We start from the raw sequence: 24,291 nt of genomic DNA, 5'->3' as shown, positions 1-24,291 counted from the left end.
CCGCGATGACGCAGACAGTGGTAATCACCGGAGCCAGCGCCGGCATCGGCCGCGCCACCGCCCAACTGTTCGGGCAGCGCGGGGCGAACGTGGCCCTGCTCGCCCGCGGGGCCGCCGGCCTGGACGGCGCGGCCCGTGACGTCGAATCCGGCGGTGGCAAGGCGCTGACCATCCCCACCGACGTGGCCGACCACGAGGCCGTCGTCGCCGCCGCCGACGAGACCGAGGCGACGTTCGGCCCCATAGACGTCTGGGTGAACGTCGCGTTCACTTCGGTGTTCGCACCGTTCAGCGAGATCAGCGCCGAGGAGTTCAAGCGCGTGACCGAGGTCTCCTACCTCGGGTACGTGCACGGCACCATGGCGGCGCTGGCCAAGATGCGGCCGCGCGACCGCGGCACCATCGTGCAGGTCGGTTCCGCGCTCAGCCAGCGATCCATCCCGCTGCAGTCCGCCTACTGCGGCGCCAAGCACGCGATCAACGGCTTCACCGAGTCGGTGCGTTGCGAGCTGCTGCACGAGCATTCGAACGTGCGGATCACCGTCGCCCAGATGCCCGCGGTGAACACGCCGCAGTTCTCCTGGGTGCTGTCCCGGCTGCCGCGCCATCCCCAACCCGTACCGCCGATCTACCAGCCGGAGGTCGCCGCCCGCGGCGTCGTGTATGCCGCCGATCATCCCGAGCGCAAACAATATTGGGTCGGCGACAGCACCATGGTGACGCTGCTGGCGCAGAAGTTCGTCGCGCCGCTGCTGGACCGCTACTTGGGCCGCACCGGATACGACTCGCAGCAGACCGGGGAGCACGTCAGCCCGGGACGGCCGCACAACCTGTGGCACCCGCTCGACCAGGAGGCCGGCAGCGACCACGGCGCGCACGGCGGCTTCGACGACGAATCCCACACGCTGAGCCCGCAACTGTGGGCGTCGCAGCACCCGGTCGTCAGCGGCACCGGCGCGCTCGGCGCCGCGGGGCTGGGCGCGTGGCTCGCCGCGCGCCGGTGGGCACGATGAGCGTCGACGCACCCATCGACGACGTCACCGCGCAGGTCTACGAAATCCCCACCGACGCACCGGAAGCCGATGGCACGCTGCCCTGGTCGTCGACCACGATGGTGCTGGCCGAGGTCAGCGGCGGCGGGCGGCGCGGGATCGGCTACACCTACGCCGACGGCGCCTGCGCGCAGTTGATCACCGGCAAGCTCGCCGGCACGCTCACCGGGCACCGCGCGCTGGACATCACCGCGCGGTGGCAGGGGATGGTCCGGGCGATGCGCAACAACGGAAGACCGGGGCTGGTGTCCTGCGCCATCTCGGCGGTGGACACCGCGCTGTGGGATCTCAAGGGCAAGCTGCTGGGCCTACCGGTGTGCCGGTTGCTGGGCATGGCGCACGACGCGGTACCGATCTACGGCAGCGGCGGCTTCACCACCTACGACGAGCGCCAGACCCGCACCCAACTCGAACGCTGGGTGGACGAGTGGAAGATCCCGCGTGTCAAGATCAAGATCGGTGAATCGTGGGGCTCCGACGAACGCCGCGACCTCGATCGAATCGCGCTGTCGCGCAGGGTAATCGGGCCCGACGTCGAACTCTACGTCGACGCCAACGGCGCCTACGGGCGCAAACAGGCGATCCGGGTGGCGCATGCCATGGCCGATCATGACGTCACGTGGTTCGAAGAACCGGTCTCGTCGGACGACCTCGCCGGGCTGCACGAGGTCCGCGACCAGGTGACGCCGGACGTCACCGCCGGCGAGTACGGCTACGACCTGGCCTACTTCAACCGGATGCTCGCCGCCGGGGCGGTCGACTGCCTGCAGGTCGACGTCACCCGCTGCGGCGGGATCACCGACTGGCTGCGGGCCGCCGCCGTGGCCGCCGCCAACAACGTCGACGTTTCCGGTCACTGCGCGCCGAACCTGCACGCCCACGTGGCGACCGCCATCCCCAACCTGCGGCACCTGGAGTACTTCCACGATCATCACCGCATCGAGCACATGCTGTTCGACGGCGCCCTTTCGCCCGAGGGCGGCGCGTTGCGTCCGGATCAGCACCGGCCGGGCCTGGGCCTCGAGCTCAAAGCGGCGGACGCGGAGCGCTACCGGAAATCCTGAGCCGTGAATGGATTCGCGCGAAAGTGGGCATTGGTATGCGGAGGAAATAGTTACGGATCTGAAGGACAGCGCGCGATGACCGTGAACTCTGAAAACGAGGCTTTGCGACGACGCGGTGGGGACTCCGCGCGGGACGGTTCGCCGGAGGCGTCCGAGGCGATGATGTCCGACGTCGAGGAGGAGGAGCGCAGCGCGGTCGACCTCGTCCTCGGTCTCGGCGACCCGCAGAAGGTCGGCAGGTTCCAGTTCTTCATGGAAAGCGAGCGCTGGGAGTGGTCGGACGCCGTCGCCCGCATGCACGGCTACCGGCCGGGAGAAGTGCGGCCGAGCACCGGCCTGCTGCTCCAACACAAGCATCCCGAAGACCGCGAACACGTGGCGGCCGTCCTGGATCAGATCCTGCGGGGCAAGCCGTTCAGCAGCCGGCATCGCATCATCGACACGGCCGGGCGCACCCGGTGCGTGGTCGTCGTGGGCGACCGGATGCTCGACGACGACGGAGAGCTGATCGGCACGTCCGGCTTCTACGTCGACGTCACCGACTCGCTGGAGTCCGACATCAAGAATGTGCTGTCGGCGGCCGCCGACGCGCGCGCGACGATCGAGCAGGCGAAGGGCGTCCTGATGGCCGCCTACGGGATCTCCGCAAGGCGGGCGTTCGACATCCTGGTGTGGCGCTCCCAGGAAACCAACCTGAAGCTGCGCGACCTCGCCGGCCGCTTCCTGGACGCGGTGGCCAGCAAGGCGTCGGCGGACACTCGAAGCGAAGTCGACCGGGCGCTGCTGAACCTGGAATAGCGGCAGTAGGGTCGGGCCAGTGGCGCACCTATTGGGAGCCGAGGCCGTCCGCCTCGAGTATCCGACCCAGCTGGTATTCGAATCGGTCACGCTCGGCGTGAACGACGGCGCGCGCATCGGGATCGTGGGGCGCAACGGCGACGGCAAGTCCAGCCTGCTGCGGCTGCTGACCGGCCAGCTGCGGCCGGACTCCGGCCGCGTCACCCGCCGCGGCGGCCTGCGGGTCGGCGCGCTGAGCCAGGCGGACACCCTGGAGCCCGACCGCACCGTGGGCTGGACCCTGGTCGGCGAGGCGGCCGAACACCAGTGGGCACGCGACGCGCGGGTGCGGGACGTGGTCGCCGGGCTGGTGTCCGACATCGGTTGGGAAGCAACGATAGCCACGCTCAGCGGCGGCCAGCGCCGGCGCGTCCAGCTGGCCCGGTTGCTGGTCGGCGAGTGGGACGTGATCGCGCTCGACGAGCCGACCAACCACCTGGACATCGAGGGCATCACCTGGCTGGCCGAGCACCTGAAGCAACGCTGGGCGCGCAACACCGGCGGACTGCTGCTGGTGACGCACGACCGCTGGTTTCTCGACGAGGTGGCCACCACGACGTGGGAGGTGCACGACGGGATCGTGGAGCCGTTCGAGGGCGGTTACGCGGCCTATGTGCTGCAGCGCGTCGAGCGGGACCGGATGGCCGCCGCCAGCGAGGCCAAGCGGCAGAACCTGATGCGCAAGGAGCTGGCCTGGCTGCGACGCGGCGCGCCGGCGCGCACCTCGAAGCCGAAGTTCCGCATCGAGGCCGCCAACCAGCTGATCGCCGACGTGCCGCCGCTGCGGAACACCGTCGAACTCGCCAAGCTGGCGACCGCCCGGCTCGGCAAGGACGTCATCGACCTGCTCGACGTGTCGGTCGCGTTTGACGGCCGCCCGGTGCTGCGCGACGTCGAGTGGCGGATCGCGCCGGGCGAGCGCACCGGCATCGTCGGTGCCAACGGGGCCGGAAAGTCGACGCTGCTGGGGTTGATCGCCGGAACCATCGCGCCGGACACCGGGCGGGTCAAGCGCGGCAAGACCGTTGCGCTCGCGGTGCTCGACCAGCAGGGCGACGCCCTGGCCGGCCTCGCCGGCGACCGCATCGCCGACGTGCTGGGCAGGCTGCCCGGCGGGTACCAGGTCGAGGGCCGCGAGGTGACGCCCGCCCAGCTGCTGGAGCGGCTGGGGTTCGGTCGTGGCCAGCTCTCCGCGCGCGTCGGCGAGCTGTCCGGCGGGCAGCGACGGCGCTTGCAGCTGATGCTCACGCTGCTGTCCGAGCCCAACGTGTTGCTCCTGGACGAGCCGACCAACGACGTCGACACCGACATGCTGACCGCCATGGAGGACCTGCTCGACTCCTGGCCGGGCACCCTGATCGTCGTCTCCCACGACCGCTACCTGCTCGAGCGAATCACCGACCAGCAGCACGCGATCCTCGACGGCCGGTTGCGGCACCTGCCCGGCGGCGTCGACGAGTACCTGCGGCTGGCGGCCAACCGCGAGGCCGGCGCGGAGGCCCCCGCGTCCGGCCCGCCGGCACGCCCCGAGGCCGCGGGGATGTCGGGGGCGCGGCGGCGGGCGGCGGAGAAGGAGCTGGCGGGTGTCGACCGCCAGCTCGCGCGCCTGGCCGATCGGATCGCCGACAAACACCGCGAACTGGCCGGGCACGACCAGTCCGACCATGTCGGGATCACACGACTCACCCAGGAGTTGCGCGAGCTCGAAGAGGAGGTCGCCTCAAACGAGGGTCGCTGGCTGCAATTGTCGGAGGCGCTGGAATGAGGGGCCGGCTCAGCGCCAGCGCAACAGCACCAGCTCCGAGCTGAAGCCCGGGCCCATCGCGACGATCAGTCCGGGGCTGCCGCCGGGTGGCGGCTTGGCGATGGTGTCACGCAGGATGTGCAGCACGGACGCCGACGAGAGGTTCGCGATCTCGCCCAGCGAGCGCCAGGTCAGCTCGAGGGCGTCGGGCGGCAACTCGAGGCTGTCGCCGATCGCGTTGATGACCTTGGGACCGCCGGGATGCGCCACCCAGGCACCGATGTCGTCCTTCGTCAGGCCGTGGGCGCCCAGGAAGCGGCTGACGTCGTCGGCCAGGTGGCGGTCGATGAGGTTCGTCAGCTCCGGGGACATCACCAGATGCAGCCCGGCCGGGCTGACGTTCCAGGCCATGATGTGCAGCGATTCGGGATACAGGCGGCTGCGGGAGTCGACGATGTCGGGCCCGCCGGGGCTCAGCCGCTCGGCGCGACGGTCGCCGGCGGCGACCACGGCCGCGGCGCCGTCGCCGAACATGGCGGTCCCCACCAGGCCGGAGACGGTCGGCTTGACCGCCGGGAAGGTCAGCGAGCACAGCTCGACCGAGACCAGGGCCGCGACGCCGTCCGGGGCGCCGCGCAGGTAGTCGTGCAGCCTGCCCACCCCCGCCGCGCCCGCGGCGCAGCCCAGCCCGAACAGCGGCATGCGGCGCACGTCCGGGCGCAGGCCGAGCCGTCCGGCGATCCGCGCGTCCAGCGACGGCACCGCGACGCCGGTGACCGTGGTGGTGGCGATCATGTCGATGTCCTGGGGCCGCAGGCCCGCCTCGTCGAGCGCGCCCAGCAACGCTTGGCAGCCGAGTTCGACGGCGTGATCGATGAAGATCTCGTTGGCCTCGCCGAAATCGGTGAGCGACGGGTACCGCTCGAGCGGCAGGACGAGGTGGCGGCTGTTGACCTTGGCGGCGGCGTGCAGCCGGCGAACGATCGCCTCGTGCTCCTTGAGCGCGGGGAACTCGACGAGTTGGTCGGTGATCTCGCCCTGGCTATAGCGATGCGGTGGCAACGCTCCGAACACACCCGCGACGACGCTCATGCCCAACCCTCGTGCTTGCATCCCGGCCCGAACGGGACTTTCGCCAATTCCCGGAGTTTAAGCGCTTCGGAGTGGGCGGGCAAAAGTTTGACGTATTCGACATGTGTTGTATTGACTGCGGATTTCATCGTCTCCCCTCCTCTTCAGTCGAGTGCAGGGCCATCGCGATCAGGGCGTCGGCGCTCAACGAGTCGATCGCGTCGTCACCCGTAACCGGTTCATTGGCAACGCTTTCCGGCTCACCGGCGAGCAGGAGAAGTTTGTCCAGCAGCCCGGTTCTGCGGAGCTCCGCGAGCGGGATCCTGCGCAGCGACGACCACAGCTTGTCCTCGTCCGATTCGTCGCCGTCCACGCGGAACAGTTGCTGCCGCAGCCGGTCGGCCAGGGCCGCCGGGGTGGGATAGTCGAAGATCATCGTCCGCGACAGGGCGAGCCCGGTTGCCGCCGTCAGCCGGTTGCGCAGCTCGACGCCGGTCAGCGAGTCGAACCCGAGGTCGGCGAACGCGCGGTCGCGGCCGACGGCACGGCCGTCCGCATGCCCCGCGACGGCGGCCGCGTGTTCGCAGACCAGCTCGACCAGCCGCCGCTGTTGCTCGGCGGGCGGCAGGGCGTGCAACTGCTCTGCCAGGTGCGGGGACCGGGTCGCTTTGGCGGGCAGCGCATCACGCGCGTCGCCCAGCCAGAACCGTTCGCGGGCAAAGCCGTACGTCGGCAGCTCAACGCGGCGGCCTCCGGAGCCGGCCAACGCGGCCGGCCAGTCGATGTCCCTTCCGGAGGCGAACAGCCGGCCGGCCGCCGTCAGCGCCGACTCGGCCTCGGGCCCCCCTTTGGGCAGGGTGACCGTCGACGTCGGCCGCTCGGTTGTCAGCGACTGGTCCACCGCCGCAGTCAATCCGCCGTCCGGTCCCACCTCGACGAACGCCGTCACCCCCACGGCCTCGGCGGCGCGCACGCCGTCGAGGAAGCGCACGGGCCGGCGCACGTGCTCGACCCAGTACCGCGCGGACCCGTAACCGGCACCGGCCGGATCTCCGGACACGTTGGAAATCAGACAGATTCGTGGCTGCCGCGGCTCGATGTCGCTGATCCGGCGGGCGAACTCGTCGAGCATCGGCTCCATCAGCGACGAGTGGAACGCGTGCGAGACCGCCAGCCGGTGCGTGCGCCGACCGGTGCCGGCCAGGTGGTCCGCCAGCGCGGCCACCGCGGCTCGTTCACCGGACAGCACGACGGCATTGGGCCCGTTGACGGCCGCGATGCCGACACCGTCGGTCAGCATCGGGGACACCTCGGCCTCGCCGGCGCTCACGGCCACCATCGTTCCGCCCGCCGGCAACCGGCCCATCAACTCCCCGCGCGCCGCCACGACGCGCGAGGCGTCCGGAAGCGACAACACGCCCGCCAGATATGCCGCCGCGATCTCCCCCACCGAATGGCCCAGCACCACGTCGGGCGTCACCCCCCAGGACCGCCACAGCGAGGCCAGGGCGACCTCCAGCACGAACAGCGTCGGTTGCGCGAACTCGGTGCGCCGCAGCGACTCCGCGTCGGTGCCCCACATCACCTCGCGCAACGGGGACCGCAGGTGGGCGTCCATCGCCGCCGCGGCCTCGTCGAAGGCGTCGGCGAAGGCCGGAAATCGTTGATGCAGTTCGCGACCCATTCCCGGCCACTGCGAGCCCTGGCCGGGGAACACGAACGCCGTCTGGCCCGCCGGCCCGGCGCGGCCGACCACCACACCCGGGGTCGGCTCCCCGGCCGCCAGACCGGCCAGGCCCCGCGTCAGCGCCCCGCGATCGCGGCCCACCAGCACCGCCCGGTGCTCGAACACCGAGCGCGTCGTCACCAACGACCACCCGATGTCCGCCGCGCTCATCTCCGCGTCGGCGACCCGCTCGGCCAGCCGGCGCGCCTGGTTGGCCAGCGCCCGCCCCGAGCGGCCCGACAGCACCCAGGCGACCGGCTCGTCGCGCACGTCCGCGGACGGAACCGGTTGCGCCGGGGCCTGTTCCACGACGACGTGCGCGTTGGTGCCGCCCATGCCGAACGACGACACCCCGGCGCGGCGCGGGCGGCCGGCCTCCGGCCAGGGCAGCGCGGCGGTGTTGACGCGCAGCCCCGCAGGCCCGGAATTGCCGTCGGAGTAGTTGAGGCTCGGCGGCAGCACCGAATGTCGCACGGCCAGTAGGGCCTTGAGCAGACCGGCGATTCCCGCGGCGGCGCCGGCGTGGCCGATGTTGGTCTTCACCGAGCCCACGTCCACCGGACGCTCGCGCGCGCCGAACACCTCGCCCAGCGCCTGGGCCTCCACCGCGTCGCCCGCCTTCGTGCCGGTGCCGTGGGCCTCGACGTAGTCGATGTCGCCGACGCCCAGGCCGGCGGCGGCGAGCGCACGCCGGATCACGTCGGCCTCGCCGGACAGCGAGGGCGCCGTCTGGCCGGCGGCGGTGTGCCCGGCATGGCCCGCGGCGCTGCCCCGGATGACCGCGTGGATGCGGTCGCCGTCGCGCAGCGCCGCCGGCACCGGCTTGAGCAGCACCAGTCCCCCGCCCTCGCCGCGCACGTAGCCGTCGGCGCGCCGGTCGAACGCGTAGGTGTGGCCCGACGTGGACAGCGCGCCGAATTCGCGCTCCAGGATTGCCGTTTCGTCGGCCAGGTTGAGGTGCACGCCGCCGGCTACCGCCAGCTCCGACTCGCCGGACCGCAGGCTTTCGCACGCGAGGTGCACGGCGAGCAGCGACGACGACTGGCCCGAGTCGACGGTCAGGCTGGGCCCGCGCAACCCGAGGGCGTACGAGACCCTGTTGGCGATCATCCCCCGGCTGATGCCGGCGAACGAGTGGTGGTCGAGGTGGTCGGCGATGTCGCGCAGCGCGAGGACGGCGTAGTCGTCGCCCATCGCGCCGACGTACACCGAAACGGCCGTTCCCCGCACCGTTTCCGGCACCACGAACGCGTCCTCGAAGGCCTCCCAGGCCAGTTCGAGCGCCAGGCGTTGCCGGGGGTCCATCGCGCACGCCTCGCGCGGCGAGACGTTGAAGAAGTCGGCGTCGAATTCCGCGGGGTCCCAGGGCAACTCGGTGGCCTCGCGCCCGTCGCGGATGAGACTCCAGAAGTCGCCCGGACCGGCCGCACCGGGGAACCGGCATGCCAGACCGATGACTGCGACGTCCGTCATGCTAGGGGCCGATCTCTTCGTCCAGAATCGCGAAGAGCTGGCTTTCGGTGGCGGTGGTGATGTCGTCGTCGAACGGGTCGCCGGGGTCGTCGGGGTGCGGCGGTTGGGCCGGGCCGGCCAGGGTGCTCAGCAGGCCTTCCAGCCGGGCGACGAGCTGGGCCTTGTCGCCGGGGCTCCAGTCCGGTTGGTCCAGCAGCGCCTGCAATTCGCGGGCCACGTCGCCGAAGCGGGCCATGCGGTCGGGCGGCCGGGCACTGGTCCCGGCGGCGAGCTGCCCGTCGAGGTGCTCGGCCAGGGCGGCCGGCGTGGGGTGATCGAAGATCAGCGTCGGCGAAAGGGTCAGCCCGGTGGCGATTTTCAGCCGGTTGCGCAGTTCCACCGCCGTCAGCGAGTCGAAGCCGAGGTCCGCGAAGGCCTGCTCGGCGTCGACGTCCGCGGTGCTGTGACCCAGCACCGTGGCGGCGTTGCCGCACACCAGCTCCACCAGCTCGCGCCGCCGCCGCTCGGGGTCCAGCCCGTCCAGCCGCGCCCGCAGGCCCGTCAACGACACCATGTCGGTGGGATCGAGGACCCGCCGGGCGGGGCGAGCGGCCAGCTGGCTCAGCAGCGGCGGCAGCGCGGCCCCGGCGTGCGCCAGCGCCGCGGCGTCGAGGCGGGTGGCCACGACGACGGGCGGCTCGGCGAGCAGCGCCGCGTCGAGCAGGTCGAGGGCCTGCCGGGTGGACAGGGCGGCCAGCCCGGCGCGGCTCATCCGCGCCTTGTCCCGATCGCCCAGGTGCCCGGTCATGGCCGACTCCTCGGCCCACATGCCCCACGCGACCGACAGGCCGGGCAGCCCGTGGGCGCGGCGGTACCCCGCCAGGCCGTCGAGGAAGCTGTTGGCGGCCGCGTAGTTGCCCTGGCCCGGGGCGCCCACGATGCCCGCCATCGACGAAAACATCACGAACGCCGAGAGATCCAGGCCTCGGGTCAGCTCGTGCAGGTGCCACGCCCCGTCGGCCTTGGAGCGCAGCACCGTGTCGACGCGCTGCGGCGTCAGGGAGGCGATCACCGCGTCGTCGAGCACCCCCGCCGCGTGGAACACCCCGCGCAGCGGGAAGCGCGCGGGGACCCCCGCCAGCAGCCCCGCCACGGCGTCCGGGTCGCCGACGTCGCAGGCCACCACCGACACCTCGGCGCCGGCCGCGCGCAGCTCCTCCGCCAGGCCGGGCAGGCCCTCGGCCCGCTCACCTCTGCGGCTGACCAGCATGACGTGGGGCACCCGGTAGCGGTCGACCAGGTGACGGGCCACCGCGGAGCCGGCCATCCCGGTCCCGCCGGTGATCAACGCGGTGCCGCCGGCCAGCCCGGCCGGCCCGCCGGGCATGGTCAGGACGACCTTGCCGATGTGGCGGGCCTGGCTGACGAACCGGTAAGCGTCCGCGGCGCAACGGATGTCGAAGGCCTTCACCGGCAGCGGCGCCAGCACGCCGGCCGCGAACAGCCGCATCAACCCGGCCAGCATCTCCGCGATGCGGTCGGGCCCGGCCTCCATCAGATCGAACGCGCGGTAGCTGATGCCGGCGAGGGACCCCGGGTCACGCAGGTCGGTCTTGCCCATCTCGATGAACCGCCCGCCGGGCGCCAGCAGCCGCAGTGAGGCGTCGGTGAACTCGCCGGCCAGCGAGTTGAGCACGACGTCCATGCCGGCGCCGCCCGTGGCGGTGGAGAACTTCTTCTCGAACTCCAGCGTGCGCGAATCCGCGATGTGCCCGTCGTCGAAACCCATGGCGCGCAGGGTGTCCCACTTGCCGCGGCTGGCGGTCGCGAAAACCTCGGCGCCCCAGTGCCGCGCGAGCTGCACCGCCGCCATGCCCACCCCGCCCGCGGCGGCATGCACCAGCACCCGCTCGCCGGCCCGCAGGCCACCCAGCACCGACAACCCGTACAACGCCGTCAGGAACACCACCGGCACACCCGCGGCCTCGGCGAACGACCAGCCCGGCGGCACCTGGGTGACCAACCGCCGGTCGACCGCCGCCTCCGACCCGGTCAGTCCCAGGATTCCCATGACCGCGTCGCCGACGGCCAAATCCGTGACCCCGGGGCCGATCTCGGTCACCAGCCCCGCGCCCTCGGCGCCGAGCTGCGCGGCGCCCGGATACATGCCGAGCGCCACCAACACGTCGCGGAAGTTCACCCCGGCCGCGGCCACCGCCACCCGCACCTGGCCGGCGAGCAGTTCCGCCGGCGGCCCGGACTGCACCGCCAGGTCCTCCAGCGTCCCGGCGTCGCCGGCGGCCAGCCGCCACACCGACGGCGGCTCGGGCAACCGCAACACGGGGTGCGCCTTGACCGGCGCCAGCCGGGCACGGTAGGCGACGCCGCCGCGCACCAGCAATTGCGGTTCGCCGCAGCCGATGACCGCATGCGGGTCGAGGGATCCGTCGGAGTCCATCAGCACGATCCGGCCGGGGTTCTCGGCCTGCGCCGACCGCACCAGCCCCCACACCGCCGCACCGGCCAGATCGGCGACGTCCTCGCCGGGCAGCGCGACCGCCCCGCGGGTCAGCACCACCAGCGGGCCCGACCCGTCACCGCGGGCCTGCAACAGGCCCAACGCCTCATGGGTGGCCGCGTGGACCGCCGCGACCACGCCTTCGCCGTTCGACGGCGGCTGCCACACCTCCGGAGCGGGCCCATCGGGGTCGTCCGCCGACGTCACCGGGGTCCACACGGCCTCGAGGAGTTCCCCGCCACCGGATCGCGCCGCCGCGGCCGCCGACAGCTGGGCGGCCGAAACCGGGCGCGTCACCAACTCGCGCACCGAAAGCACCGGCAGGCCCGACGAATCGGTCAGCTCGACCGACACGGCGTCCTTGCCCACCGGCGCCAGCCGGACCCGGACGCGCGACGCCCCGGCCGCATGCAGGCACACGCCCTGCCAGGAGAACGGCAGGACGGTCTCGCCCCCCTCGTCGGCCACCCCGAGGGCGTGCAGGGCCGCGTCGAGCACCACCGGATGAATCCCGAAGCCGCCCACCACAACACCGGCGTCCTGCGGGGCCTCGACCTCGGCGAAGATCTCGGCGCCCCGCCGCCACGCCGCGCGCAGGCCCCGAAACGCCGGGCCGTACCCGTAGCCCCGCCCGGCCAGATCCTCGTAGGCGCCGGCCACATCGACCGCCGTCGCGCCCACGGGCGGCCACACCGACAGGTCCGCGTCCGGCGCGGGCGAGCCCTCGCCCAGCACGCCCCGGGCGTGCAGCGTCCACTGCGAACCGGCCTGCGAATACACCGCCGCCGCGCGGGATCCGCCCTCGCCGGCGCCGTCGACGACCACCTGGACGCGCACCGCGCCGGCGGCCGGCAGGGGCAGCGGGGCCGACAGCGTCAGCTCTTCGATCACCGGACAGCCCACCTCGTCGCCGGCCCGCAGCATCAGCTCCACGAACCCCGCGCCCGGGAACAGCACCGTCCCGGTCACCGCGTGATCGGCCAGCCAGGGCTGGGCCGCCGTCGACAACCGGCCGGTCAACACCACGCCGCCCGAATCGGGCCGCTCGACCACCGCGCCCAGCAGCGCGTGCTCGGCCGCGGCCAGACCCAGGCCGGCGGTGTCGCGGCCACCCACGGACTCGGGCGACAGCCAGAACCTGCGCCGCGCAAAGGCATACGTCGGCAGGTCGACGCGGTGGGCGGCCAGCCCGTCGAACGCCGCGGCCCAGTCCACGTCGGCGCCCGACGCGAACAACTGCCCGGCCGCCAGCAGCAGCGAGTCGACCTCGGGGCGGTCCTTGGCCATCGAGACCGCCGCAACGGCCGGCTCGGTCCCCAACGACTGCTCCACCGCGGCCGCCAACGCGGCGCCCGGGCCCACCTCGACGAACGCGCCGGCGCCCAGCGCCTCGGCGCAGCGCACCCCGTCGGCGAATCGCACCGGGCGGCGCACGTGCTCGACCCAGTAGTCGGCCGACCCGTATCCCGGGCCGGCCGGCCGCCCGGTCACGTTGGACACCAGGTCGATTCGCGGCGAACCGGGCGACACCCCGGCCGCCACCGCGGAGAACTCCCCGATCATCGGCTCCATCAGCGGCGAGTGGAAGGCGTGCGAGACGGCCAGCTGCCGCACCCGCCGCCCGCAGTCGGCCAGCCGATCGGCGGCGGCCGTCACCGCGGCCCGCTCGCCCGAGAGCACCACCGCGGCGGGACCATTGACCGCCGCGACGCTCACGCCGCCGTCGAGCAGCGGCGCGACCTCGGCCTCGGTGGCGGCGACCGCCACCATCACCCCGCCCGGCGGCAGCGCCGCCATCAACCGGCCCCGGGCCGCCACCAGCCGCGCCGCGTCCCGCAACGACAGCACCCCCGCCACGTGCGCGGCGGCGATCTCCCCCACCGAGTGGCCGATCACCACGTCGGGCGTCACCCCCCAGGACCGCCACAGCGCAGCCAGGGCAACCTCCAGCACGAACAACGCCGGCTGGGCGAACTCCGTGCTCTGCAACAACTCCGGGTCGGCGCCCCACATCACCTCGCGCAGCGGCCGCCGGGCGTGCGCGTCCACCGCCGCCACCGCCTCGTCGAACGCCTCGGCGAAGGCCGGAAAGCGCTGGTGCAGTTCCCGTCCCATCCCCAGCCGCTGCGCGCCCTGGCCGGGAAACACGAACGCGCGCTTGCCGGTCGGGCGGCTGCGCCCGACCACTACGCCCGGGCCGGGCTCCCCGGACGCCACGCCCGACAGCCCCGCGAGCAGCGTGTCGCGGTCGCCGCCCACGAGGACGGCGCGGTGTTCCAGCGCCGCCCGGGTGGTGGCCAGCGACCAGCCCACGTCCAGGGGACGCAGGCCCAGCTCGGTGTCGAGGTACGCCGAGAGCCGCCCGGCCTGCGCCGCCAACGCGTCGGTCGAGCGCGCCGACACCACCCAGGGCACCACGGATTGGGAGTCATGGCTCTGCGCGGCAACGGTTTCCGCCTCCGCGGGCGGCTCCTCGACGATGACGTGGGCGTTCGTCCCGCTGATCCCGAACGACGACACACCCGCCCGGCGATGGCCTTCCCGCGCCGGCCACGGCTGCGGCTCGGTGAGCAACGACACCGCGCCCGCCGACCAATCCACGTGGGGCGAGGGCACATCCACGTGCAGGGTCCTGGGGATCATCCCGTGCCGCATCGCCTGCACCATCTTGATCACGCCGGCCACCCCGGCGGCGGCCGAGGTGTGACCGATGTTGGACTTGATCGATCCCAACCACAGCGGCCGGCCGGCCGGCCGGTCCTGCCCGTAGGTCGCCAACAGCGCCTGGGCCTCGATGGGATCGCCCAGAACCGTTCCCGTGCCGTGCCCCTCGACCACGTCGACATCCGCCGCGGTCAACCCGGCGTTGGCCAGCGCGGCGCGGATCACCCGCTGCTGCGACGGCCCGTTGGGCGCGGTCAGCCCGTTGGAGGCGCCGTCCTGGTTCACCGCCGAGCCGCGCAACAGCGCCAGCACCGGATGCCCGAGCCGCCGCGCGTCGGCCAGCCGCTCCAGCACCAGCACACCCGCGCCCTCCGACCACGACGTCCCGTCCGCGGCGCCGGCGTACACCTTGCACCGGCCGTCGGGGGCCAGCGCCCGCTGCCGGCTGAACTCCACGAAGGCCGCGGGCGTGGCCATCACCGTCACGCCGCCGGCCAGCGCCAGGTCGCACTCGCCGGAGCGCAGCGATTGCGCCGCCAGGTGCATCGCCACCAGCGACGACGAGCACGCCGTGTCCACCGACACCGCGGGGCCTTCCAGCCCCAGCACGTACGACACCCGCCCGGATGCCACGCTCAGGGTGGAACCGGTCAGCCCGTACCCCTCCAGCTCGCCCTTCACCTCGCCGCCGTACCCGGCGTGGATGACGCCGGCGAACACCCCGGTCGCCGAGCCGCGCAACCCGAGCGGGTCAATCCCCGCCCGCTCCAACGCCTCCCAGCAGATCTCCAGCATCACCCGCTGCTGGGGATCCATCGCCAGCGCCTCGCTGGGCCCGATCCCGAAGAACCCGGCGTCGAAATCCCCTGCGTCGCGCAGGAAGCTGCCCTGGCGGGTGTACATCTTCCCCGCCGCGTCGGGGTCCGGGTCGTAGAGCCCCTCGACGTCCCAGCCGCGGTCGGCCGGGAAGTCCGATACGGTGTCGCGGCCGCCGTTGACCAGCTGCCACAGGGCTTCCGGTGAGTCCACCCCGCCCGCGTAGCGGCAGGCCATGCCCACCACCGCGATCGGTTCGGACAGCTTGCCTTCCAGCTCCGAGACGCGCCGGCGGGCCCGCCGGAGATCCGCGGTCAGGCGCTTCAGGTAGTCGACGTGCTGCGTGGTATCCGGCATCGGTGTCTCAGCGGCCGAGTTCTTCATCGAGGATGGCAAAGAGTTGGCTTTCGGTGGCGGCGTCCAGGTCGGCGTCGAGGCCTTCGAGGTCGGGGTGGTCGGCGGGGCCCAGGGTGGCGAGCAGGCCGTGCAGGCGGGCCCGCAGCGCCGACCTGTCTCCGGCGTCCCAGCCCGGCCGGGCGAGCAGGGCCTGTAATTCGCGGCTGATGTCGGTGAAGCGCGCCATCAGGTCCGGCTCGCCGCCCGGACCGGCGGACAGCTGGCCGTCGAGGTGCTCGGCCAGGGTCGCCGGGGTGGGATAGTCGAAGATCAGCGTGGGCGAAAGGGTCAGACCCGTCGCCATTTTCAGCCGGTTGCGCAGCTCGACGGCGGTGAGCGAATCGAAACCGAGGTCACCGAACGCGCGGCCGGCGTCGATGTCTGCGGGGTTCGGCAGTCCCAGCACCGTCGCCGCGTTGGCGCGGACCAGGTCGACCAGCTCGCGCCGGCGCGCCTCGGGGGTCAGGCCGTGCAGGCGGGCGGTGAGACCGGTCATCAGGGCGGCCGTGTCGGCGTCGTCGACGACGCGCCGCGTGGTGCGGGCGGCCAGTTCGCTCAACAGCGGCGGCAGCGCGGCGGCGTTGTCGGACAGGGCGACCCGGTCCACGCGGGCGGCCATCAGCACCGGGGCGTCCACCAGCATGGCGGCGTCGAACGACTCCAGCGCCTCCTCGGTGGACAGCGGCGCGATCCCGAGCCGGCTCATCCGCGCCTTGTCGCGCTCGCCCAGGTGGGCCGTCATCGCCGAGGCCTGCTCCCACAGCCCCCAGGCCAGCGACACGCCCGCCAGCCCGTGCGCGCGCCGGTGGGCGACCAGCCCGTCCAGGAAACTGTTGGCCGCCGCGTAATTGGCCTGACCGGGGGTGCCGACGATGCCGGCCATCGACGAAAACACCACGAACGCCGACAGATCCAGGTGCCGCGTCAGCTCGTGCAGGTGCCACGCCCCGTCGACCTTGGCCCGCAACACCGCGTCCACCCGGTCCGGGGTCAGCGACAGCACCAGCCCGTCGTCGAGGACGCCCGCGGCGTGCACCACACCGCGCAGCGGGTATTCCTCCGGTATCTGCGCCAGCATCGCGGCGACCGCGTCGCGGTCGGCGACGTCGCAGGCCACCACCGACACGCGGGCGCCGGCCTCCTCCAGGCGATCCACCAGCTCCGCGACCCCGGGCGCCGCCGCCCCGGCGCGGCTGGCCAGCACCACGTGCGCCACGCCGTAGCGGTCGACGAGGTGGCGGGCCAGCGCCGAGCCGGCCATGCCGGTGCCGCCGGTGATCACCACGCTGCCGCCGGCCAGCCCGCCGCACCCGCTGAGCGCGCCGCCCGGCCCGGCCGGCAGGGTCAGCACGACCTTGCCGATGTGGCGGGCCTGGCTGACGAACCGGTATGCCGCAGCGGCGCAGCGGACGTCGAAAGCCTTGAGCGGCAACGTGTTTACAGCACCGTCCCGCAGCAATCCCTGAATCTGGGCCAGCATCGCCGCGGTGCGGTCGGCGCCGGCCTCCAGCAGGTCGAAGGCCCGGTACTGCGCGCCGCCGTACCGTTCGGCGACGACGTCCGGCTCCCGGATGTCGGTCTTGCCCATCTCGATGAACCGCCCGCCGGGCGCCAGCAGCCGCAGCGACGCGTCGGTGAACTCACCGGCCAGGGAATTGAGCACCACGTCGACCCCGGCCCCGCCGGTGGCCGCCGCGAATTTGCCCTCGAAATCCAGCGTCCGCGTGTCGCCGATGTGATCGTCGTCGAATCCCATCGCGCGCAACGTGTCCCACTTGCCGCGGCTCGCGGTGGCGAACACCTCCGCACCCCAGTGCCGCGCCAGCTGGACCGCGGCCATGCCCACCCCGCCGGTGGCGGCGTGCACCAGCACCCGCTCGCCGGCGCGCAGCCCGCCCAGCACCGACAGACCGTAGAGCGCGGTGAGGAATACCACCGGCACGCTCGCCGCCTCGGCGAACGACCAGCCCCGCGGCACCGGCGTGACCAACCGCTGGTCCACCACCGCCTCGGAGCCGACGACGCCCAGCAGCCCCGTCACCGCGTCGCCGACCGCCAGCGCGGCCACGCCGGGACCGACCTCGACGACCACGCCGGCGCCCTCGGCGCCCAGCCGGCCGCCGCCGGGATACATGCCCAAGGCCACCAACACGTCTCGGAAGTTCACCCCGACCGCGGCCACCGCCACCCGGACCTGCCCCTCTTCCAGTTCCGCCCGCGGGCACGGGCCCACCACCAGGTCTTCCAGCGTGCCGGCGGTGCCGGCGTCCAGCCGCCAGCCCCCGGGCGGCAGCCGCAGCACCGACCCGCCGCGCGCCGGCCGCATCCGGGCCGCATGGGCCACGCCCGCGCGGATCGCGAGTTGCGGCTCGCCGCAACCGATCACGGCCCGCGCATCCACCGATCCGTCGGAGTCGACAAGCACCACCCGGCCCGGGTGCTCGGCCTGTGCCGACCGCACCAGTCCCCACACCGCCGCACCGGCCAGATCGGCGACGTCCTCACCGGGGAGCGCGACGGCCCCGCGCGTCTGCACCACCAACGTCTCTTCGGGGCCGGTCAACCACGATTGCAGCACGCCCAGCGCCTCGGTGGTGGCCGCGTGCACCGACCGGACCGCATCGGCCCCGTGCGCGCCCGGCTCCCACACCGTGGCTTCGCAATCGTTGCCGCTGAACGATATTGGCGACCACGCCACCTCGAACAACCCCTCGGCGGGCGCTGCGGCGGCCGACAACTGCCCGGCCGAGACGGGGCGCATCGCCAGCGAGCGCGCCGACAACACCGGCAGCCCGGAACCGTCGGCCAATTCCACCGAGACGGACCCGGCGCCGGACGGCGCTATCCGGACCCGCGCCCGCGACGCGCCCGCCGCGTGCAGCGACACTCCCTGCCAGGAGAACGGCAACACCGTCTGGCCCTGCTCGCCGGCCACACCGATCGCATGCAGCGCCGCGTCCAACAACACCGGATGGATCCCGAAGCCCCCGTCCTGCGCGCCGGCCTCGTCGGGCAGCGCGACCTCGGCGAAGATCTCCTCGCCCCGCCGCCACATCGCCCGCAGCCCGCGGAAGGCCCGGCCGTACTCGTAGCCGCGCCCGGCCAGCCGCGCGTAGGCGTCGGCCACGTCCGCCGGCTCCGCCCCCACCGGCGGCCACACCGACAGGTCGGTGGCCGGTGACACCGGCGCCGCGCGCAGCACGCCCTGGGCGTGCAGCGCCCACTCCGACTGCGCGCCCGCCGAATACACCGACACCTCGCGCTGCCCGGACTCGGTGGCGGCGCCCACCACCACCTGCACCCGCACCCCGTCGGCGGCCGGCAGCACCAACGGCGCGGACAACGTCAGCTCCTCGAGGGCGCCGCAGCCGACCTCGTCGCCGGCCCGGATGGCCAGCTCCACGAACCCGGCGCCGGGGAACAACACCGTGCCGGCCACCGCGTGGTCGGCCAGCCACGGCTGCGCGGCCGTCGACAGCCGGCCCGTCAGCACGACCCCGCCGGAATCGGGCCGCGCCACCACCGCGCCCAGCAGCGCGTGCCGCGCGCCCGCCAGCCCCAGGGTGGCCACGTCCCCCGACCCCGTCGACCCGCCCGGCAGCCAGAACCGCTCCCGCGCAAAGCCGTACGTCGGCAGGTCCACGCGCCGCCCGCCCAGGCCCGCGATGGCGGCGCGCCAGTCCACCGGCAGGCCGGCCACGTGGGCCTGGCCCGCGGAAAGCCAGAACCGCTGCAGTGAACCGTCGTCGCGGCCCAGCGAGGGGGCCACGAACGCGTCGCTGCCGCAGTCGGTCACCGTCTCCTCGACGGCGGCGAGCAGCACCGGGTGCGGGCTGCATTCGACGAACACGCCATAGCCGGCGCCGCACGCGGTGCGCACCGCCCGTTCGAACTGGACGGTCCGCCGGATGCTGCGGTACCAGTAGTCGGCGTCCAGGTCCGCGGTGTCCAGCAGTTCGCCGGTCACGGTGGAGAACAGCGCGACCGGGGACGACCGCGGCGCGATGCCGGCCAGCGCCCCGGCCAGCGCCGGACGGATCGCGTCCACGTGCGCGGAGTGTGAGGCGTAGTCGACGTCGATCCTGCGCGCGCGGACGTCGGCGGCCTCGCAGTGGGCCGTCAACTCGTCGAGGGCGGCCACCTCGCCGGACACCACGACCGCCGAAACACCGTTGACGGCGGCGACGTTCAACCGGTCGCCCCACGGCGCGAGCAACTCCTCGGCCCGGGCCAGGCCGCAGGCCAGCGAGACCATGCCGCCCGCGCCCGACAGGCGCACCAGCAGCCGGCTGCGCAGCGCCACCACCCGCGCGGCGTCCTGAAGCGACAGCGCCCCCGCCACATACGCCGCGGCGATCTCGCCTTGGGAATGGCCGATCACCGCGTCCGGGACCACGCCCACCGAGCGCCACAACTCGGCCAGCGACACCATCACCGCCCACAGCGCGGGCTGCACCACGTCCACGCGGTCCAGCCCGGGGGCCCCGGGCGCGCCGCGGATGACGTCGACCAACGACCACTCGACGTGTTCGGCGAGCGCCTTCTCGCAGCGCTGCAGGTGTTCGGCGAAAACCGGTGAGGTCTCCAGCAATTCGGCGCCCATGCCGACCCACTGGGAGCCCTGCCCGGGGAACACGAACACCGTCTTGCCCACGGGCCGGGCCCGGCCCAGCACGGCGCCGGCGCCCGGCGCGCCCGCGGCCACCTCGGCCAGCCCGGCCAGCAGGCGCTCGCGGTCGGCGCCCACCAGCACGGCGCGGCGCTCGAACAGCGACCGCGTCGAGGCCAGCGACCAGGCCACGTCGACCACCCGGAGATCCGGGTCGGCGCCCACCCGGGCCAGCAGCCGGGACGCCTGGTTGGCCAGCGCGTCGGCCGACCGCGCCGACAACACCCACGGCGCGGGCGCGTCCTCGCCCGCCGGCGCGGGCGTTTCGGGCTGCTGCGGCGGCTGCTCGACGATGACGTGCGCGTTGGTGCCGCTGATCCCGAACGACGACACCCCGGCGCGACGCGGCCGGTCCAGGGCCGGCCACTGCCGCGCCTCGGTCAGCAGCGACACCGCGCCCGCCGACCAATCCACGTGCGGCGTGGGCACATCCACGTGCAGCGTCTTGGGCATCAGCCCGTGCCGGATCGCCTGCACCATCTTGATGACCCCGCCGGCGCCCGCCGCCGCCGAGGTGTGGCCCATGTTGGACTTGATCGACCCCAGCCACAGCGGCCGGTCCGCCGGCCGGTCCTGCCCGTAGGTCGCCAGAACCGCTTGCGCCTCGATGGGATCGCCGAGGGTGGTGCCCGTTCCGTGCCCCTCCACCAGGTCCACGTCCGCCGCGGTCAGCCGCGCGTCGGCCAGCGCGGCGCGGATCACCCGCTGCTGCGACGGCCCGTTGGGCGTCGCCAGGCCGTTCGAGGCGCCGTCCTGGTTCACCGCCGATCCGCGCAGCAGCGCCAGCACCGGATGCCCCAGCCGGCGCGCGTCGGAAAGCCGTTCGAGCACCAGCACCCCGACGCCTTCGGAGAAGCCGGTGCCGTCGGCGGCGCCGGCGTAGGCCTTGCACCGCCCGTCGGCGGCGAGCGCGCGCTGCCGGCTGAACTCGACGAACATCGCCGGGGTCGCCATCACCGTCACCCCGCCGGCCAGCGCCAGGTCGCATTCGCCGGCGCGCAGCGACCGCAGCGCCAGGTGCATGGCCACCAACGACGAGGAACAGGCCGTGTCGACCGAAACGGCCGGACCCTCCAGACCCAGCGAGTAGGCGACCCGGCCCGACGCCACGCTCAGCGTCGACCCGCGCAGCCCGTAGCGCTCCAGGTGGCCCGGCACCCGACCCTGGCCGCCGTACGACCCGTGAAAGATCCCGGCGAACACCCCCGTCGCCGAGCCGCGCAGGCCCGCGGGGTCGATCCCCGCGCGCTCCAACGCCTCCCAGGACACCTCGAGCAACAGGCGCTGCTGTGGGTCCATCGCCAGCGCCTCGCTGGGCGCGATGCCGAAGAACGCGGCGTCGAAGTCGGGCGCGTCGGGCAGGAAGCCGCCGCAGCGGGCGTAGGACTTTCCCACCGCGTCGGGGTCGGGGTCGAACAGGCCCGCCAGGTTCCAGCCCCGGTCGGTCGGGAAATCCGAGACCACGTCGCGGCCCTCGGCCACCATCCGCCACAGGGCCTCCGGCGAATCGATCCCGCCCGGGTACCGGCAGCCCATCCCGACCACCGCCACGGGTTCGGTTGCCGCGGCGAGGTATTCGCGGGTCTCCCGCTTGAGCCGGTCGTTCTCCTTCAGCGCGGCGCGGAGCGCCGCGATGAGCTCGTCCTGCGTGCTGTTCATCCGGCGTGGCCCTTTGCTGCACCCGCTCCGCATCAGTGCCAGCGCAGCAACACGAGTTCGGAACAAAAACCGGGACCCATCGCGAGCATCAGGCCGGGGCTGCCGCTGGGCGGGGGTTTGGCGATGGTGTCGCGCAGCACGTGCAGCACCGAGGCCGACGACAGGTTGCCGATCTCGCCCAGTGAACGCCAGGTCAGTTCGAGGGCCTCGGGAGGCAGGCTCAGGCTGGCATTGATCGCCTCGATCACCTTGGGACCCCCCGGGTGGCTGACGAAGGCGCCGATGTCATCCGGGGTCAGGCCGTGCGAAGCGAGGAACTGGGTGACATCGTCTTCGATGTATTGCTCGACCACAGCGGCCACGTCCTTGGACAGCACCAGCTCGAATCCCGCGGCGCCCACGTCATAGCCCATGGTGCGCAGCGAGTCGGGATAGAGGTGGCTGCGCGAGTCGAGAACGGTGGGCCCGGCGGCCGCCAGCTGCTCGGCGCGGCGGTCGCCGACGGCCACCACCGCCGCGGCGCCGTCGGCGAACAGCGCGCTGCCGACCAGGCCGGGCAGCGACGGCTTGTATCCGGGGTAGGTCAACGAGCAGAGCTCGACCGAGATGAGCGCCGCGGCGGCGTCCGGCGCCCCGCGCAGGTAGTCGTGCAGCCGGGCCACGCCCGCGGCCCCGGCCACGCAGCCCAGCCCGAACAGCGGCACCCGTCGCACGTCGTCGCGCAGGCCCAGCCGCCCGGCGATCCGGGCGTCGAGTGACGGGGCCGCGAGCCCGGTCACCGTCGTGGTGATCAGCACGTCCAGGTCCTGTGGGCGCAGGCCGGCCTCCTCGAGCGCGCCCGACAGCGCCTCACAGCCCAGGTTCACCGCGTTCTCGATGAAGATCCGGTTCGCCAGCCCGAAGTCGGTCAGGGCGGGATATTGCTCGAGCGGCAGCACCAGGTGGCGGCTGTTGACCTTGGCGCTGGCGTGCAGCTGCCGGAGGATGTCTTCGTAGCCCTCGAACTCCGGGATGCTGACGAAGAAGTCGGTGAGCTCTCGCTGGGAGTAGCGATGCGGCGGCAACGCGCCGAATACGCCCGCGACGACGCTCATTGGTCCCACCCCTTGGTGACGAAGATATGGCTCGACAGGTTCAGCCGCATCGCTTTGAGCCGGAATTCTAGTCGGCTTGGAATTGACCGGCACGTAAACGGCGTCATCTCATGCCCGCCGGAGCCGCGCCTTGAGCTCCTCGCAGTCCGCCAGGACGGCTGCGAGCTGCTCGGCGACCCGGACCGGCGCCGTCCCGCCCCGGCCGTCGCGCGAGGACACCGAGCCCTCGATGGTCAACACCTCCCGCACCTCGGGCGTCAGCTCCGGGCTGATGGCGGCCAGCTCGTCGTCGGTCAGCTCGTCGAGCCCGACGGCGCGCCCCTCCGCCGCGCGCACCGCGGCCCCGGCGGCCTCGTGCGCGGACCGGAACGGCACGCCCCGGCGCACCAGCCACTCGGCGATGTCGGTGGCCAGCGTGTACCCCGCCGGGGCCAGGGCCGCCATCCGCTCGACGTCGAACGTCAGGCTGGCCACCAGGCCGGCCATCGCGGGCAACACCAGCTCCAGCTGGGCCACCGAGTCGAACACCGGTTCCTTGTCCTCCTGCAGGTCGCGGTTGTAGGCCAGCGGCTGGGCCTTCAGCGTCGCGAGCAGCCCGGCCAGGTTGCCGATCAGCCGCCCCGACTTGCCGCGGGCCAGCTCGGCGATGTCGGGGTTCTTCTTCTGCGGCATGATCGAGCTGCCGGTGGACCACGAATCGTGCAACCTGACGTAGCCGAACTCCGTCGAACTCCACAGGATGATGTCCTCGGCCAGCCGTGAGGTGTCCACGGCGATCATCGCGAAGATGAACGCGGCCTCGGCGGCGAAATCGCGCGCGGCGGTCGCGTCGATGGAATTGTCGGCGGCCCCGGCGAAACCCAGCTTGGCGGCGATCGCGTCCGGGTCGAGCCCGAGCGACGAGCCGGCCAGCGCGCCGGACCCGTACGGGGACACCGCGGCGCGCCGGTCGAAGTCGACGATGCGGTCGACGTCGCGCAGCAGCGGGTGCGCGTGCGCGAGCAGGTGGTGGGCCAGCAGGACCGGCTGGGCGGATTGCAGGTGCGTCTTGCCCGGCATGATCGCCGTCGGGTGCGCGGCCGCCTGGTCGGCCAGCGCGGCCACCACCTGAAGCGCCGCGTCCGCGACCCGGCGCACCGCGTCGCGCAGCCACATCCGGAACAGGGTGGCGACCTGGTCGTTGCGCGACCGCCCGGCCCGCAACCGGCCGCCCAGGTCGGGGCCGACCCGGTCGATCAGGCCGCGCTCCAGCGCGGCGTGCACGTCCTCGTCGGTCACCAGCGGCGTGAAACTGCCGTCGGCCACGTCCTCGGCCAGGCTGTCCAGCCCGGCCAGCAGGCCGTCGCGCTGCTCGGCGGTGAGCAGGCCGGCGTGAAACAGGATCACGGTGTGGGCCCGCGAGGCGACGATGTCGTAGGGGGCCAGCACCCAGTCGAAGTGCGTGGACTTGCTCAGCGCGGCCAACGCGTCCGACGGGCCGTCGGCGAACCGCCCGCCCCACAGCGACCCCTCGCGCGTGCTCACTTTCC

10 protein-coding genes are annotated in these 24,291 nt (G+C 73.3%); 4 read left to right on the top strand and 6 right to left on the bottom strand.

The features are described 5' to 3' along the window. Positions 1–5 precede the first annotated feature (5 nt). The 4 genes from BST44_RS05340 to BST44_RS05325 all read left to right on the top strand — a co-directional run bounded on the left by BST44_RS05340 (position 6) and on the right by BST44_RS05325 (position 4,718). Entirely contained in the window at positions 6–1,013 is a 1,008-nt protein-coding gene (locus BST44_RS05340) for an SDR family oxidoreductase (RefSeq protein WP_083175487.1), read from the top strand. Further along, positions 1,010–2,116 (top strand): enolase C-terminal domain-like protein, encoded by a 1,107-nt coding sequence (locus BST44_RS05335; RefSeq protein WP_083175592.1) that lies wholly within the window; start codon positions 1,010–1,012, stop codon positions 2,114–2,116. Before BST44_RS05340 ends, BST44_RS05335 begins: the two co-directional genes overlap by 4 nt. Positions 2,117–2,191: 75 nt before the next feature. Further along, positions 2,192–2,914 carry a PAS and ANTAR domain-containing protein gene (locus BST44_RS05330; protein WP_083175485.1) on the top strand — a complete coding sequence of 241 codons (723 nt, stop codon included), beginning with the start codon at positions 2,192–2,194 and terminating at the stop codon, positions 2,912–2,914. 19 nt (positions 2,915–2,933) lie between these two features. Next, complete coding sequence (locus BST44_RS05325) at positions 2,934–4,718, top strand: ABC-F family ATP-binding cassette domain-containing protein (RefSeq protein WP_083175484.1); 1,785 nt, start codon at positions 2,934–2,936, stop codon at positions 4,716–4,718. Positions 4,719–4,727: 9 nt separating this feature from the next. On the opposite strand, the gene BST44_RS05320 is transcribed toward BST44_RS05325, so the two are convergent. The 6 genes from BST44_RS05320 to argH all read right to left on the bottom strand — a co-directional run bounded on the left by BST44_RS05320 (position 4,728) and on the right by argH (position 24,286). Next, entirely contained in the window at positions 4,728–5,789 is a 1,062-nt protein-coding gene (locus BST44_RS05320) for a type III polyketide synthase (RefSeq protein WP_083175482.1), read from the bottom strand. Between the two features lie 124 nt (positions 5,790–5,913). Continuing rightward, the gene (locus tag BST44_RS05315) at positions 5,914–8,967 is read right to left on the bottom strand and encodes a type I polyketide synthase (RefSeq protein WP_083175481.1); all 3,054 of its coding nucleotides are present in this window, start codon (positions 8,965–8,967) and stop codon (positions 5,914–5,916) included. Position 8,968: 1 nt separating this feature from the next. Beyond that, positions 8,969–15,301 (bottom strand): SDR family NAD(P)-dependent oxidoreductase, encoded by a 6,333-nt coding sequence (locus BST44_RS05310; RefSeq protein ID WP_439330694.1) that lies wholly within the window; start codon positions 15,299–15,301, stop codon positions 8,969–8,971. A gap of 7 nt (positions 15,302–15,308) precedes the next feature. Beyond that, the gene (locus BST44_RS05305) at positions 15,309–21,668 is read right to left on the bottom strand and encodes a type I polyketide synthase (RefSeq protein ID WP_083175478.1); all 6,360 of its coding nucleotides are present in this window, start codon (positions 21,666–21,668) and stop codon (positions 15,309–15,311) included. A gap of 32 nt (positions 21,669–21,700) precedes the next feature. Then, positions 21,701–22,762, bottom strand: coding sequence for a type III polyketide synthase (locus tag BST44_RS05300; protein ID WP_083175476.1), 1,062 nt, complete (start codon positions 22,760–22,762; stop codon positions 21,701–21,703). A 108-nt stretch (positions 22,763–22,870) separates the two neighbouring features. Next, complete coding sequence (argH, locus tag BST44_RS05295) at positions 22,871–24,286, bottom strand: argininosuccinate lyase (protein WP_083175475.1); 1,416 nt, start codon at positions 24,284–24,286, stop codon at positions 22,871–22,873. Between the last annotated feature and the right edge of the window lie 5 nt (positions 24,287–24,291).

Source organism: Mycobacterium scrofulaceum (assembly GCF_002086735.1).
Lineage (GTDB): Bacteria > Actinomycetota > Actinomycetes > Mycobacteriales > Mycobacteriaceae > Mycobacterium > Mycobacterium scrofulaceum.
The sequence above is the reverse complement of the archived record's forward strand: the minus strand, read 5'-3'. Positions and strand labels throughout refer to the sequence as shown.

What these genes read in the sequence shown, in the direction of transcription:
- BST44_RS05330 (WP_083175485.1), top strand. Translation starts at nt 2,192, where the DNA reads ATGACCGTGAACTCTGAAAACGAGGCTTTGCGACGACGCGGTGGGGAC.
- BST44_RS05310 (WP_439330694.1), bottom strand. Translation starts at nt 15,301, where the DNA reads ATGCCGGATACCACGCAGCACGTCGACTACCTGAAGCGCCTGACCGCG.
- BST44_RS05300 (WP_083175476.1), bottom strand. Translation starts at nt 22,762, where the DNA reads ATGAGCGTCGTCGCGGGCGTATTCGGCGCGTTGCCGCCGCATCGCTAC.
- BST44_RS05305 (WP_083175478.1), bottom strand. Translation starts at nt 21,668, where the DNA reads ATGAACAGCACGCAGGACGAGCTCATCGCGGCGCTCCGCGCCGCGCTG.
- BST44_RS05340 (WP_083175487.1), top strand. Translation starts at nt 6, where the DNA reads ATGACGCAGACAGTGGTAATCACCGGAGCCAGCGCCGGCATCGGCCGC.
- BST44_RS05320 (WP_083175482.1), bottom strand. Translation starts at nt 5,789, where the DNA reads ATGAGCGTCGTCGCGGGTGTGTTCGGAGCGTTGCCACCGCATCGCTAT.
- BST44_RS05335 (WP_083175592.1), top strand. Translation starts at nt 1,010, where the DNA reads ATGAGCGTCGACGCACCCATCGACGACGTCACCGCGCAGGTCTACGAA.
- BST44_RS05315 (WP_083175481.1), bottom strand. Translation starts at nt 8,967, where the DNA reads ATGACGGACGTCGCAGTCATCGGTCTGGCATGCCGGTTCCCCGGTGCG.